Source organism: Sphingobium sp. AS12 (assembly GCF_019097845.1).
In the GTDB taxonomy this organism is placed as follows: Bacteria; Pseudomonadota; Alphaproteobacteria; order Sphingomonadales; family Sphingomonadaceae; genus Sphingobium.
In genome coordinates this window covers 566,767-578,818 of the sequence record NZ_JAHRGM010000001.1, presented here as the reverse complement: position 1 = coordinate 578,818, position 12,052 = coordinate 566,767, and the positions used below count along the sequence as shown (strand labels likewise).

The window sequence follows — 12,052 nt, the reverse complement described above, 5'->3', positions numbered from 1 at the left end:
ATTACTCCGCTGCCTCCATCACCGGCGCGCCGCGCTCGTTGATCCGCCGCTCGATTTCAGGCCGGAAATGTTTGATCAGCCCCTGGATCGGCCAGGCCGCTGCGTCGCCCAGCGCGCAGATGGTGTGGCCTTCGACCTGCTTGGTCACCTGATGCAGCATGTCGATTTCGGAGAGGTCCGCGTCGCCAGTGCGCAACCGTTCCATCACCCGCCACATCCAGCCCGTGCCTTCGCGGCATGGCGTGCATTGGCCGCAGCTTTCATGCTTGTAGAAATAGGACAGGCGCGAAATGGCGCGGACGATGTCGGTGGACTTGTCCATGACGATGACGGCGGCAGTGCCAAGGCCGGAGCCGAGCGCCTTCAGCCCGTCAAAGTCCATCGGCGCGTCCATGATTTCGCGCGCGGGGACCAAGGGCACCGACGATCCGCCGGGGATCACCGCCAGCAGATTGTCCCATCCGCCACGAATGCCGCCGCAATGACGGTCGATCAGTTCGCGGAACGGGATCGACATCGATTCCTCGACCACGCAGGGCTTGTTCACATGACCGCTGATCTGGAACAGCTTGGTGCCGCGATTACCCTCCCGCCCGAAGCGGTTGAACCAGGCCGCGCCGCGCCGCAGGATCGTCGGCGACACCGCGATGCTCTCGACATTGTTGACCGTGGTGGGGCAGCCATAGAGACCCGCGCCCGCCGGGAAAGGCGGTTTCAGGCGTGGCTGACCCTTCTTGCCTTCCAGGCTCTCGATCTGCGCGGTTTCCTCGCCGCAGATGTAAGCGCCCGCGCCGCGATGCACGAACACGTCGAAATCATAGCCCGACCCGCAGGCATTTTTGCCGATGAAGCCTTTGGCATAAGCCTGCTCGACCGCCGCGAACAACACCTTGGCTTCGTAGATGAACTCGCCGCGAATATAGATATAGGCCGCCCGCGCGCGCATCGCGAAGCCCGCGACCAGCGCCCCTTCGATCAGCTTGTGCGGATCGTGGCGGATGATCTCGCGGTCCTTGCAAGACCCCGGTTCGGATTCGTCGGCGTTGATCACCAGGAAGCTGGGACGGCCATCCTTGCTTTCCTTGGGCATGAAGCTCCACTTCATGCCCGTCGGGAAGCCCGCGCCGCCACGGCCGCGCAGGTTCGACGCCTTCATGATGTCGATGATCGCGTCCTGGCCCAGCGCCAGCAGCGCCCTGGTATTATCCCAGTCGCCACGCATGATCGCCGCGTCGATCCCCCAGTCCTGAAAGCCATGGACATTGGTGAAGATGCGGTCCCGGTCCTCCAGCGGGCCGACGAACGGCGGTGGAGGCGGCGGCGCAACAGGGGCGGTTTCGTCGGCCATCAGCGGCCCTTTCCGATCAGTTTTTCAGCCACGAAATAGATGATGACGGCCAGCCCCAGCCCGATGACCAGACCCAGCACCGCCCCGATAATCTTGAGCGCGATCACGAAGATGATCAGACCAAGGATGATGGCGATCAGGGCGCTCATGCGACGGCACCATTCACCGTCACCCCAGCGAAGGCTGGGGTCTCAGGCGGCAGCGCGCCAACGCACGAGATCCCAGCCTTCGCTGGGATGACGGAGGTGAAATGCGTCACGCCCACGCCCCCCGATAATCATGATTGCCCTCGACCATCTCTTTGAGCGTCGTCGGGCCACCCTCCGGGCAACTCGTCTGACGCTCGATCTGCGGGCCGATCTTGGGCTGACCACCAGCGGCCAGCGTTTCCAGCACCGCGCTCATGCTGTCATAGGTCAGATCTTCGTAATTATCGTCGTTGATCTGGACCATCGGCGCATTGGCGCACGCGCCCAGACACTCGACTTCGGTCAGCGTGAACAGGCCGTCGGGCGTCGTCGCGCCCTTGACCAAGCCCTTGTTCTTGCAGGCCGCGAATACATCGTCGGAGCCGCGCAACATGCAGGGCGTCGTGCCGCACACCTGTACATGATAGCGGCCCACGGGCGCCAAATTGTACATGGTGTAGAAGGTCGCGACTTCGTAGACGCGCATATAGGGCATATCGAGCTGATCGCCGATATATTCCATCACCGGCACGGGCAGCCAGCCTTGCGTCTGCGTCTCCGCCCCCACCTGCCGCTGGGCAAGGTCGAGCAGCGGCATGACCGCCGACTGCTGGCGACCGGCGGGATAGCGGGCGATGATGGTTTTTACCTGCTCGGCATTCTCCGCCGTCCACGCAAACGCGCCCCAGCGCGCGCGGGTCTCGGCTTCGTCGGGGATATGGGGTGCGTCAGCCATGCCGCTTCCTCAATTCTTCTTTTTCAATGGCACCCAAGTTCCTCAGATATTTGAACTCCCAAACTTGGAAGCGAATATATCGCCAAAAAACAAAGGTCGTCCAAACAGCAGCAAGTCCGATCGCCAGAGCTAACGCCCATACCGGCCCATCAGCCGGCCGTTCACCCGTAACAAGCGCCATAACTGCAATGGGAGACGCGCCAAAAAGCAACGACAGTACCGGACCACGCATGAAAGCGATCTCCCGGTCAATCAATCGCGTTAAAGCCGCAATCACCGGTCACACTCCCCGAACACGATGTCCATCGAGCCAAGCACCGCCGTGACGTCGGCCAGCATATGGCCCTTCATCATGAAGTCCATCGCCTGCAAATGGCTGAACGCGGTCGGGCGGATCTTGCAGCGATAGGGTTTGTTGCTGCCATCCGCGACCAGATAGACGCCGAATTCGCCCTTGGGGCTTTCGGTCGCGACATAGACTTCGCCTGCGGGCACATGGAAGCCCTCGGTATAGAGTTTGAAGTGGTGGATCAGCGCTTCCATCGACCGCTTCATCTCGCCCCGCTTGGGCGGCGATACTTTGCGGTCGAAGCTGGCGATCGCGCCTTCGGGCATGTCGTTCAGGCACTGTTTCATGATCCGCACCGACTGACGGACCTCCTCCACGCGCACCATGAAGCGATCATAGCAGTCATATTGGGTGCCGACCGGCACGTCGAAATCGACCCGGTCATAGACGTCGTAGGGCTGTGCCTTGCGAATATCCCACGCAATGCCCGACCCGCGCAGCATCGGGCCGGAAAAGCCCCACTTCAGGGCATCTTCCTTGGACACGATCGCGATATCGACATTGCGCTGCTTGAAGATGCGATTGTCTGCGACAAGGCTGATCGCATCCTCGAACAGGCGCGGCAGACGGCCGTCGAGCCAGTCGGCAATGTCGGTCAGCAGCTTGAGCGGCACATCCTGATGCACGCCGCCCGGACGGAAATAGGCGCTATGCATCCGCGCGCCCGACGCGCGCTCGAAGAAGTTGAGGCAATCCTCGCGAATCTCGAACAGCCACAGGTTGGGCGTCATCGCGCCCACGTCCATGACGTGCGACCCAAGGTTCAGCATATGATTGCAGATGCGCGTCAGTTCCGCGAAGAACACGCGCAAATATTGCGCGCGCAGCGGCACTTCCAGGTTCAGCAGCTTTTCGATCGCCAGCACATAGCTATGCTCCATGCCGAGCGGCGAGCAATAATCGAGCCGGTCGAAATAGGGCAAAGCCTGCAAATAGGTCTTATATTCTATCAGCTTTTCGGTGCCGCGATGCAGCAGCCCGACATGCGGGTCGCAGCGTTCGACAATCTCGCCTTCCAGCTCCATGACGAGGCGCAACACGCCGTGCGCCGCAGGATGCTGCGGGCCGAAATTGATCGTATAATTCTGGATTTCCGTGTCGCCATAGGTCGGATCGGCGGCATCGGTATGATGATCCAGCTTTTCGAGATAATCGGACATTATGCCTTGTCCTCCGGCTTGGCGGCGCCCTTGCCTTCATCCGTCGCGGACGCAGGCTTGGCGGGCGCATCGGCCGACTTGACCTGCGACGCCTTGTTTGCCGCTTCGCCAGCGCCGGTGTCGGCCTTCTTCTCGGTCGTCTTGGGCGTGGAGGCAGCCGGAGCCGAAGGCGTCGGCGCGCCGGGCGCTTCGCCCTTGGCCTTCTCGTCACCCGGCAGGATATATTCCGCGCCTTCCCATGGCGACATGAAGTCGAAGCTGCGGAAGTCCTGCGCCAGCTTCACCGGCTCATAAACGACGCGCTTATCCTCTTCGGAATAGCGCAGCTCGACATAGCCGGTCAGCGGGAAATCCTTGCGCTGCGGATGCCCCTTGAACCCATAGTCGGTCAGAATGCGGCGCAGGTCGGTATTGCCCTCGAACACCACGCCATACATGTCGAACACTTCGCGCTCCAGCCAGCCCGCCACGGGCCAGATGTGCGTGACGGTCGGCACCGGCAAATCCTCATCGGTGGACACTTTCACGCGGATTCGGTGGTTCCGCGTCACGCTCAGCAGATGATAGGCAACCTCGAACCGTTCGGGACGGTCGGGATAATCGACCCCGGCAATCTCCATCAGCTGCTGATACTGCGCGCGGTCACGCAGCAGCGTCATCGCCTGCGGCAGCGCATCGCGCAGCACGGTGAAGCTCAGTTCATCGGCATGATCGACCGTCTCGACCAGCATCGAACCGAGGATCGCCTCGATTTCCTGCGTGATCCCCTCGATGGTCGCGATTTTCGGTGCGGAATGGCCCATCTTAACGCTCAATCGTCCCGATCCGGCGGATCTTCCGCTGCAACTGCATCACGCCATAGAGCAAGGCTTCGGCAGTCGGCGGGCAACCCGGCACATAGATGTCGACCGGCACGATCCGGTCACAGCCCCGCACTACCGAATAGCTATAATGATAATAGCCACCACCGTTCGCGCACGACCCCATGGAAATCACATATTTCGGTTCCGACATCTGGTCGTAAACCTTGCGCAACGCGGGAGCCATCTTGTTGCACAGCGTGCCCGCGACGATCATCACGTCGCTCTGGCGCGGGGATGCGCGCGGGGCAGCGCCGAAACGCTCCATGTCATAACGCGGCATGTTGACGTGGATCATCTCGACCGCGCAGCAGGCCAGGCCGAACGTCATCCACCACAGCGAACCAGTGCGCGCCCAGGTGAACAGATCCTCGGTCGATGTGACCAGGAAACCCTTGTCATTCACTTCGCTGTTGAGCGAATTGAAAAAATCCTGATCGGGCTGCGTCCCTTGCGCGGGCAAAGTGCCGGGCGCCGGGGTATAGAGTTCTACTCCCAATCGAGCGCTCCCTTCTTCCACGCATAGACGAGGCCAAGCACCAGCTCCGCTATGAAAATCATCATCGTCGCCCAGCCGGCCCAGCCGATCTGGTCGAGGCTCACCGCCCAGGGAAACAGGAACGCCGCTTCAAGATCGAAGATGATGAAGAGGATCGCCACCAGATAGAAGCGGACGTCGAACTGGCTGCGCGGCTCCTCGAACGCGGGAAAGCCGCATTCATATTCGCTGAGCTTGGCCGGGTCCGGCTTGTGCGCGCCGGTCAGGCGGCCCACCAGCATCGGCAGAAAGACGAACGCGCTGGAGAGCAGCAGCGCGACCCCAAGAAAGATCAGGATCGGCAGATATTGGGCAAGATCGACCAACGTTATCCCCTGGGCGAAAAGGTTGTGGGGGCGCTTTAGGCCTGCTGCATATGCGAAGCAAGGGGCCTAAAGGCTGAGAATGAATCGCAAAAAGGCCAAGCCCCTGAAGCGCTTGGCCTAGATGGACCTTAGCGCAGGGCGTTGGCGACCAGCTTGTGCAATTTGCTGTGGATCGCGTCATTGCCCGCGATGATTTCCTTGCGCTCGATCGCCTGATCGCCGCCGCGGAAATCGGACACGAAACCGCCCGCTTCGCGCACCAGCAACATGCCGGCCGCAACATCCCAAGGCTGGAGACCGCTTTCCCAGAAACCATCGTAACGACCCGACGCCACATGGGCGAGGTCGAGCGAGGCCGCGCCAAAACGGCGAATCCCTGCGACCGACGGGGCGACCGCGCCGAAAATGCGGGTCCATTGCGCAAAATCGCCATGGCCCATGAAGGGAATACCGGTCGCGATCAGGCATTCGCCCATGTCGCGCCGCGCCGACACGCGCAACCGCTGGTCATGCCGCCACGCGCCGCGGCTCTTTTCCGCCCAATAGCTTTCGTCGGAAAAGGGCTGATAGACCAGACCCGTCGTGATCTCGCGCTTGCCGCCATAAAGCGGCTCCTCGACCGCGATAGAGATGGCGAAATGCGGGATGCCGTGCAGGAAATTGGTGGTGCCATCCAGCGGATCGATGATCCAGCGCGGCTTGGAGGGATCACCCTCGATCACCCCGCCCTCTTCCAGCAGGAAACCCCAGTCGGGCCGCGCCTTCTGCAATTCCTCTACCAGCGTCTTTTCCGACTGCTGGTCGGCCTTGGACACGAAATCGGCCGGGCCCTTGCGCGACACCTGAAGATGCTCGACCTCGCCAAAGTCGCGGCGCAACTTGGAGCCGGCCTTGCGCGCGGCGCGTTCCATGACGGTGAGAAGGCCTGAGTGGCTGACCATTTTTATGTCTTTCTCCCCTCCCGCTGGCGGGAGGGGTCGGGAGAGGGCATGTGACGGAGAGGGCGCGACACGCCCTCCCCTGAAATTGAAGTCGCGTCAGTCCGCGCGCTTCACATATTCGCGGGCATAGACATCGACGACGATGCGCGTGCCGCTGACGATGTGCGGCGGCACCATGACGCGCACGCCATTGTCCAGGATCGCGGGCTTGTAGCTGGCAGAGGCGGTCTGCCCCTTCACCACGGCGTCGGCTTCCACCACGGTCGCTTCGATCGTGTCGGGCAACTGCACCGAAATCGGCCGCTCCTCATACATTTCCAGCGTCACTTCCATGCCGTCCTGCAGGAAGTCAGCCGCATCACCCAACAATTCCTGCGGCAGATTGATCTGCTCATAGGTTTCCTGGTCCATGAAAACGAGCATGTCGCCTTCAGCGTAGAGATACTGGAAATCCTTGGTGTCGAGCCGGATACGCTCGACGCTCTCGGCGGAGCGGAAGCGGACGTTATTCTTGCGGCCGTCGATCAGGTTTTTCAGCTCCACCTGCATATAGGCGCCGCCCTTGCCGGGCTGGGTGTGCTGAATCTTGACAGCGCGCCACAGGCCGCCCTCATATTCGATATTGTTGCCGGGACGAATGTCCACGCCGCTGATCTTCATGGGAAGAGCCTGCCTGTATGTCTGTGGTGAAAAGAGCCGCGCCTTCGCTAAAAAGGCTGGGCGGGCCAATACAGACAGACGGGCCGCAGGGCAAGAGGGGCGTCAATGCGTTCCGGTCAGCAGCGGATAGGGGTTGACCGGACGCCCGCCATGCCATGGCTCACCCGGTGCGATGGCGTGGACCGCAAAGTGAAGATGCGGCCCTGCCGGATCGGCATTGCCGCTGCTCCCCACGCGCGCGATCCGCTGCCCTCGCCGCACCGCCAGCCCTTCGCGCACGCCCGGCGCATAGCCGTCCAGATGCGCGTAATAATAGAGGGTCCGCCGATCCGGCGAACGCAGATACAGCGTCCGCCCGCCTGCCTCACTCCAGAACAGCTTTTCGATCCGCCCGTCCGTCGCCGCGATCACCGCGCTGCCGCGTGGCGCCATGATGTCGATCGCGTCATGGGGTCGTGCGCCGGAGTCCCTCGCCTGGGTGAAGGTGTCAGTTAACGCAGCGGGTGGCACATCCTCGACAGGAATAACCAGGGTCCCGCCGCCACGCTTAACGGAAGGCTCTGGTCCATCCGCAGGGACGATCCGCACGCAAAAATGCGCGAATGCAATGCACGTCAGCAGCGCCAACGCCGCCCCGCCCCACCTCCGCGCACGCAGCCTCACGGCTGGAACACCGCCTTCATGCCGCCCTGCACCATCTGCGCCAGCCGCGCCGCGTCCCAATTGGTCAGGCGGATGCAGCCATGGCTTTGCGTCCGGCCGATATTCTGCGGCTCCGGCGTGCCATGGATGCCATAATGATCCTTCGACAGGTCGATCCACACCACGCCCACGGGGCCGTTGGGGCCGGGTTTGAGAACCGCTTTCTCATCCTTGGCCGCGGCGTCCCAGAACAGGTCGGGATTATAGTGGAAGTCGGGATTGCGGCTGACGCCCTTCACCGTCCAGTTGCCGATCGGCAGCGGATCATGTTGCGACCCGGTCGTCGCGGGGAATTGCGCGATCAACTTGTCATCGGCGTCATAGACTTTGAGCAGCCCTTCGGACTTGTCGACCACGATATGATCCGCCTTGGGCTGGTCCTTCGCTACCGCCAGACTGGCCAGCGTTTCACCCCAGCCACGTTCATCGCCCTCGATGGTCGCAACCGGCTGGTTGGCGACCGCTGGCACGCGGACGCTCGTCCCGGCACCAACCTTCGTGCCGGGTTGGTTCAGCGCAACCAGCACTTCCGGCGTCGTATGAAACCGCTCCGCCAGCTTCTCCAGCAGGTTGCGATAGGACAGCGCAGGCAGTTTCGCCTGCTCGTTCAACCCCTTGGGCAGCGCCGCAAACGGCCCGCGCGCAAAACCATCCGGCACCTGCACCAGCCAGGTCGCGGGCGGCGGCGCATCGCCCAGCAAAGCCTTGGCCGTCGCCTCATCATATTGCCCATTGGGCGTCAGCCCCCGCGCCTGCTGGAACCCGGTCAGCGCCTTGGTGAAGGACATGCCCTCCTTGCCATCCAGCACGCCAGGCGAAAAACCTGCCCGGTCGAGCGCGACCTGCGCTTGCAGGATCGAATCCACACGCGGCGGAGCGCCCGCCGGTTCGGGCTGCACGACAAAGGCATAGGGGTCAGCCGCGGGCTGCGACGCGGCCTGCTCCTCGCCTTGGCGGTCGGCGGCGCTGTCATTCGCCTCCGTCACCGACATGTTGCAAGCCGAACAGCATAGAGCCGCCACAAGCAGAGACTGTTTCAAGACGATACTCTCCCATCAAATATAGGAGAGAACGCCCCGACCCATCAAAAAGCTGCTTCGCCCCCGCTTATGCCGGTTCGAGCGCCGCCTGCGCCTTGGCGCGCGCGCGCCAGGCGTGCAGCAGCGGCTCGGTATAGCCATTGGGCTGCGCCACGCCTTCAAACACCAGCGCCCGCGCCGCCTGAAAAGCCAGACTCTCCGTCTCCCGTCCGCTCATCGGCTGATAGAGCGGATCGCCCGCATTTTGCGCATCGACCTTCGCTGCCATCCGCGTCAGCGCCACATCGACCTGCGCCTCCGTGCAGACGCCATGCAACAGCCAGTTGGCCATATGCTGCGATGAAATGCGCAACGTCGCGCGATCCTCCATCAGGCCGATGTCGTGAATGTCGGGAACCTTGGAACAGCCGACCCCCTGGTCGATCCAGCGGACGACATAGCCCAACATGCCCTGCGCATTATTGTCCAGTTCCTGCGCAATCTCTTCCTCCGACCAGTTACGTCCGGTCGCGACCGGAATCGCGAGCAGCCGGTCGAGCGAGGCGATCCCCTCCGCCTTGCGCTCTTCCTGCCGGGCAAAAACGTCGATCCGGTGATAATGGGTCGCGTGCAGCGTCGCGGCCGTGGGCGAAGGCACCCAGGCCGTATTCGCCCCCGTCCGGGGATGCCCGGCCTTCTGCTCCAGCATGTCGGCCATGCGATCAGGCGCAGCCCACATCCCCTTGCCGATCTGCGCCCGGCCCGACAGCCCGCAGGCAAGGCCGATCTGGACATTGCGATCCTCATAGGCAGCGATCCAGTCGCTGCTCTTCATCTCGCCCTTGCGGATCATCGGCCCAGCCTGCATCGACGTGTGCATCTCGTCCCCGGTGCGATCGAGGAAGCCGGTGTTGATGAAAACGATCCGGTCGCGGACGGCATGGATGCACGCGGCCAGGTTCGCCGACGTGCGCCGTTCCTCGTCCATGACGCCGACTTTCAGCGTATGACGCGTCATGCCCAGCATGTCCTCGATCGCGTCGAACAGGGCGTTGGTGAACGCCGCCTCCTCCGGCCCGTGCATCTTGGGCTTGACGATATAGACGCTGCCCGCGCGGCTGTTACCGCCCTCCCGCGCCAGATCATGCATAGCGATCAGGCTGGTGACGATGCCGTCCAATACGCCTTCGGGCGCCTCGCTGCCATTGGGCAGGCGGATCGCGGGCGTCGTCATCAGATGGCCGACATTGCGGACGAACAACAGGCTGCGGCCCGGCAGGGTGAAGCCGCTGCCGTCCGGCGCAGTATAGGCGCGGTCGGGGTTGAGTGCACGGGTCATCATCGCCCCGCCCTTCTCGAATGTCTCGGTCAGGTCGCCCTTCATCAGCCCCAGCCAATTGGCATAGGCGGCAACCTTGTCCTCCGCATCGACCGCCGCGATCGAATCCTCCAGATCGCAGATCGCGGTCAGCGCCGATTCCAGGATGACATCGGAAATGCCCGCCGGATCTGTCGCGCCGATCGGGTGCGCGCTGTCGAAAACAACGTCGATATGCAGGCCATTATGGCGGAACAGGCGCCCCTTGGCGCTCCGCCCCAGATATTGCGCGGGGTCGGCTAGAATGATTTCGTCGCTCGCCAGATCAGCCCAACTACCATTGGCCAGCGGGATCGCCTCGTCCAGAAACGCCTTGGCCCATGCAATGACCTGCGCCCCGCGCGCGGCATCATAACCCTTGCCCGCAGCCGCGCCTGGAATTGCATCGGTGCCATAGAGCGCATCATAGAGGCTGCCCCAGCGAGCATTGGCCGCGTTCAGCAGGAAGCGGGCGTTCAGAATGGGAACGACCAGCTGCGGCCCGGCCAGTCGCGCAACCTCATCATCGACATTCTCGCTGCCGATCGTGAAAGGCGCCGGTTCGGCGACCAGATAGCCAATATCCCGCAAAAAGGCCTGATAAGCGGCGGCATCATGCGGCTGCCCGGCGCGCTGCTCATGCCAGCTGTCGATCTGCGCTTGCATCGTGTCGCGCTTGCGCAGCAAGGCGATATTGTCGGGCGTGAAACGCGCGAAAATATCCGCCGTCCCGGCCCAGAAAGCGTCGGATGCGATACCCGTGCCGGGCAGCGCCTGACTGTCGATGAAATCGGCGAGCGATGCTGCGACCTGAAGGCCGGCCCTGTCGATCATGCGTTCGGTCATCATTCCACTCCTTGATTGCCGACACGCATAAACCTTTTCCATTATGTCGTATATTCACTATTATTCGAACATAGTATTTCCCATGGTGAACGAATATGATGGACCCGGACCATGAGCTGTTCACGACCATAGTGGATGAAGGCGGCCTCGCCGCCGCGGGCCGCCGCCTGCATATTTCACCCGCCATGATGTCCAAGCGCCTCGCCCGGCTGGAGGAGCGGCTGGGCGCGCGGCTGATCCACCGCACCACCCGCCGCCTTGCCCTCACCCCGGCTGGCGAGCGGCTCCATGCCGATCTGCGCACCATATTGGCCGCGCTCGACGAAGCGGAACGGCGCGTTTCGGGCGTATCGGCGGTCGCCGCCGGGCCGCTGCGCATCACCGCCCCCACATCCTTTGGCCGCCTCCATCTCGCCCCTTGGCTCCCCCGCTTCCTCGACGATCATCCCCGTGTCGACCTGACGCTCAACCTGTCCGATGATTTTGCCGACCTGATCGAGGCGCGCGCGGACCTCGCCATCCGCATCACGGCCGATCCCGGCCCGACGCTCACCGCCCGCCGCCTCGCGACTAACTGCCGCATCCTGTGTGCCGCCCCCGCCTATCTCGACCGCTTCGGCACACCCCGCCGCATCGCCGACCTCAAATCCCACCGCCTGCTCGCCGCCGACGGCCAGATGCCTTGGCGGCTGGTCGGGCCAAAGGGCCCGGTCATGGTGGAAGGCCGCAGCCATGTTCGCACCAACAGCAGCGAAGTCGTCCGCGAAATCGCGCTGGCCGGCGGCGGGATTGCGCTGCGTTCGCTCTGGGATATCAGCGACGCCCTGGCACGCGGCGAAGTTCGGCAGATTTTGCCGGATTTTGAAGGCTCAGCAGACGTCGGCCTGTTCGCGGTCCAATTGCCACAGCATAATTCCCCGCTCGCCATCACCGCCTTCGTCGATTTTCTTGTCCAACTCTATGCGCCTATCCCGCCCTGGGAGCGCACGGCCATTGCCCCCGGCGCGCCACGCCTCTAAGGG

General features: G+C 62.9%; 14 protein-coding genes. 1 reads left to right on the top strand and 13 read right to left on the bottom strand.

All coding sequences use genetic code 11. From position 1 onward, the window contains the following. Position 1 precedes the first annotated feature (1 nt). From nuoF to KRZ98_RS02865, 13 genes are all read right to left on the bottom strand, one after another. Positions 2-1,348 (bottom strand): NADH-quinone oxidoreductase subunit NuoF, encoded by a 1,347-nt coding sequence (nuoF, locus tag KRZ98_RS02925; protein ID WP_217672151.1) that lies wholly within the window; start codon positions 1,346-1,348, stop codon positions 2-4. Further along, positions 1,348-1,497, bottom strand: a complete 150-nt coding sequence (locus KRZ98_RS02920; protein WP_217672150.1) for a hypothetical protein — start codon at positions 1,495-1,497, stop codon at positions 1,348-1,350. The genes nuoF and KRZ98_RS02920 overlap by 1 nt, the downstream gene beginning before the upstream one ends. A 106-nt stretch (positions 1,498-1,603) precedes the next feature. Then, positions 1,604-2,272, bottom strand: coding sequence for an NAD(P)H-dependent oxidoreductase subunit E (locus KRZ98_RS02915; protein ID WP_217672149.1), 669 nt, complete (start codon positions 2,270-2,272; stop codon positions 1,604-1,606). Next, the gene (locus tag KRZ98_RS02910) at positions 2,265-2,549 is read right to left on the bottom strand and encodes a hypothetical protein (protein WP_217672148.1); all 285 of its coding nucleotides are present in this window, start codon (positions 2,547-2,549) and stop codon (positions 2,265-2,267) included. The genes KRZ98_RS02915 and KRZ98_RS02910 overlap by 8 nt, the downstream gene beginning before the upstream one ends. Then, positions 2,546-3,781, bottom strand: a complete 1,236-nt coding sequence (locus KRZ98_RS02905; protein ID WP_217672147.1) for an NADH-quinone oxidoreductase subunit D — start codon at positions 3,779-3,781, stop codon at positions 2,546-2,548. Before KRZ98_RS02905 ends, KRZ98_RS02910 begins: the two co-directional genes overlap by 4 nt. Next, positions 3,781-4,584 (bottom strand): NADH-quinone oxidoreductase subunit C, encoded by an 804-nt coding sequence (locus KRZ98_RS02900; protein ID WP_217672413.1) that lies wholly within the window; start codon positions 4,582-4,584, stop codon positions 3,781-3,783. The genes KRZ98_RS02905 and KRZ98_RS02900 overlap by 1 nt, the downstream gene beginning before the upstream one ends. A gap of 1 nt (position 4,585) precedes the next feature. Then, positions 4,586-5,140, bottom strand: a complete 555-nt coding sequence (locus tag KRZ98_RS02895) for an NADH-quinone oxidoreductase subunit B family protein (RefSeq protein WP_217672146.1) — start codon at positions 5,138-5,140, stop codon at positions 4,586-4,588. Next, on the bottom strand, positions 5,131-5,505 hold the full coding sequence (locus KRZ98_RS02890; protein ID WP_006959701.1) for an NADH-quinone oxidoreductase subunit A: 375 nt from the start codon (positions 5,503-5,505) through the stop codon (positions 5,131-5,133). Before KRZ98_RS02890 ends, KRZ98_RS02895 begins: the two co-directional genes overlap by 10 nt. Before the next feature lie 128 nt (positions 5,506-5,633). Continuing rightward, positions 5,634-6,446 carry an inositol monophosphatase family protein gene (locus KRZ98_RS02885; protein ID WP_217672145.1) on the bottom strand — a complete coding sequence of 271 codons (813 nt, stop codon included), beginning with the start codon at positions 6,444-6,446 and terminating at the stop codon, positions 5,634-5,636. Between the two features lie 96 nt (positions 6,447-6,542). Then, entirely contained in the window at positions 6,543-7,106 is a 564-nt protein-coding gene (gene efp, locus KRZ98_RS02880; RefSeq protein WP_119743854.1) for an elongation factor P, read from the bottom strand. Between the two features lie 102 nt (positions 7,107-7,208). Further along, positions 7,209-7,763, bottom strand: a complete 555-nt coding sequence (locus KRZ98_RS02875) for a M23 family metallopeptidase (RefSeq protein ID WP_217672412.1) — start codon at positions 7,761-7,763, stop codon at positions 7,209-7,211. Positions 7,764-7,765: 2 nt separating this feature from the next. Then, entirely contained in the window at positions 7,766-8,848 is a 1,083-nt protein-coding gene (locus KRZ98_RS02870; RefSeq protein WP_217672144.1) for a L,D-transpeptidase family protein, read from the bottom strand. 67 nt (positions 8,849-8,915) lie between these two features. Next, a complete protein-coding gene (locus tag KRZ98_RS02865) occupies positions 8,916-11,030 on the bottom strand; it encodes a malate synthase G (protein ID WP_217672411.1) in 2,115 nt (704 codons plus the stop codon). 95 nt (positions 11,031-11,125) lie between these two features. On the opposite strand from KRZ98_RS02865, the gene KRZ98_RS02860 reads away from it, so the two are divergent. Continuing rightward, positions 11,126-12,049: a LysR family transcriptional regulator gene (locus KRZ98_RS02860; protein WP_217672143.1), complete on the top strand. Its 924-nt coding sequence runs from the start codon at positions 11,126-11,128 to the stop codon at positions 12,047-12,049. The last annotated feature ends 3 nt before the right edge of the window (positions 12,050-12,052 follow it).

What these genes read in the sequence shown, in the direction of transcription:
- KRZ98_RS02905 (WP_217672147.1), bottom strand. Translation starts at nt 3,781, where the DNA reads ATGTCCGATTATCTCGAAAAGCTGGATCATCATACCGATGCCGCCGAT.
- KRZ98_RS02865 (WP_217672411.1), bottom strand. Translation starts at nt 11,030, where the DNA reads ATGACCGAACGCATGATCGACAGGGCCGGCCTTCAGGTCGCAGCATCG.
- KRZ98_RS02900 (WP_217672413.1), bottom strand. Translation starts at nt 4,584, where the DNA reads ATGGGCCATTCCGCACCGAAAATCGCGACCATCGAGGGGATCACGCAG.
- efp (WP_119743854.1), bottom strand. Translation starts at nt 7,106, where the DNA reads ATGAAGATCAGCGGCGTGGACATTCGTCCCGGCAACAATATCGAATAT.
- KRZ98_RS02915 (WP_217672149.1), bottom strand. Translation starts at nt 2,272, where the DNA reads ATGGCTGACGCACCCCATATCCCCGACGAAGCCGAGACCCGCGCGCGC.
- KRZ98_RS02885 (WP_217672145.1), bottom strand. Translation starts at nt 6,446, where the DNA reads ATGGTCAGCCACTCAGGCCTTCTCACCGTCATGGAACGCGCCGCGCGC.
- nuoF (WP_217672151.1), bottom strand. Translation starts at nt 1,348, where the DNA reads ATGGCCGACGAAACCGCCCCTGTTGCGCCGCCGCCTCCACCGCCGTTC.
- KRZ98_RS02920 (WP_217672150.1), bottom strand. Translation starts at nt 1,497, where the DNA reads ATGAGCGCCCTGATCGCCATCATCCTTGGTCTGATCATCTTCGTGATC.
- KRZ98_RS02860 (WP_217672143.1), top strand. Translation starts at nt 11,126, where the DNA reads ATGATGGACCCGGACCATGAGCTGTTCACGACCATAGTGGATGAAGGC.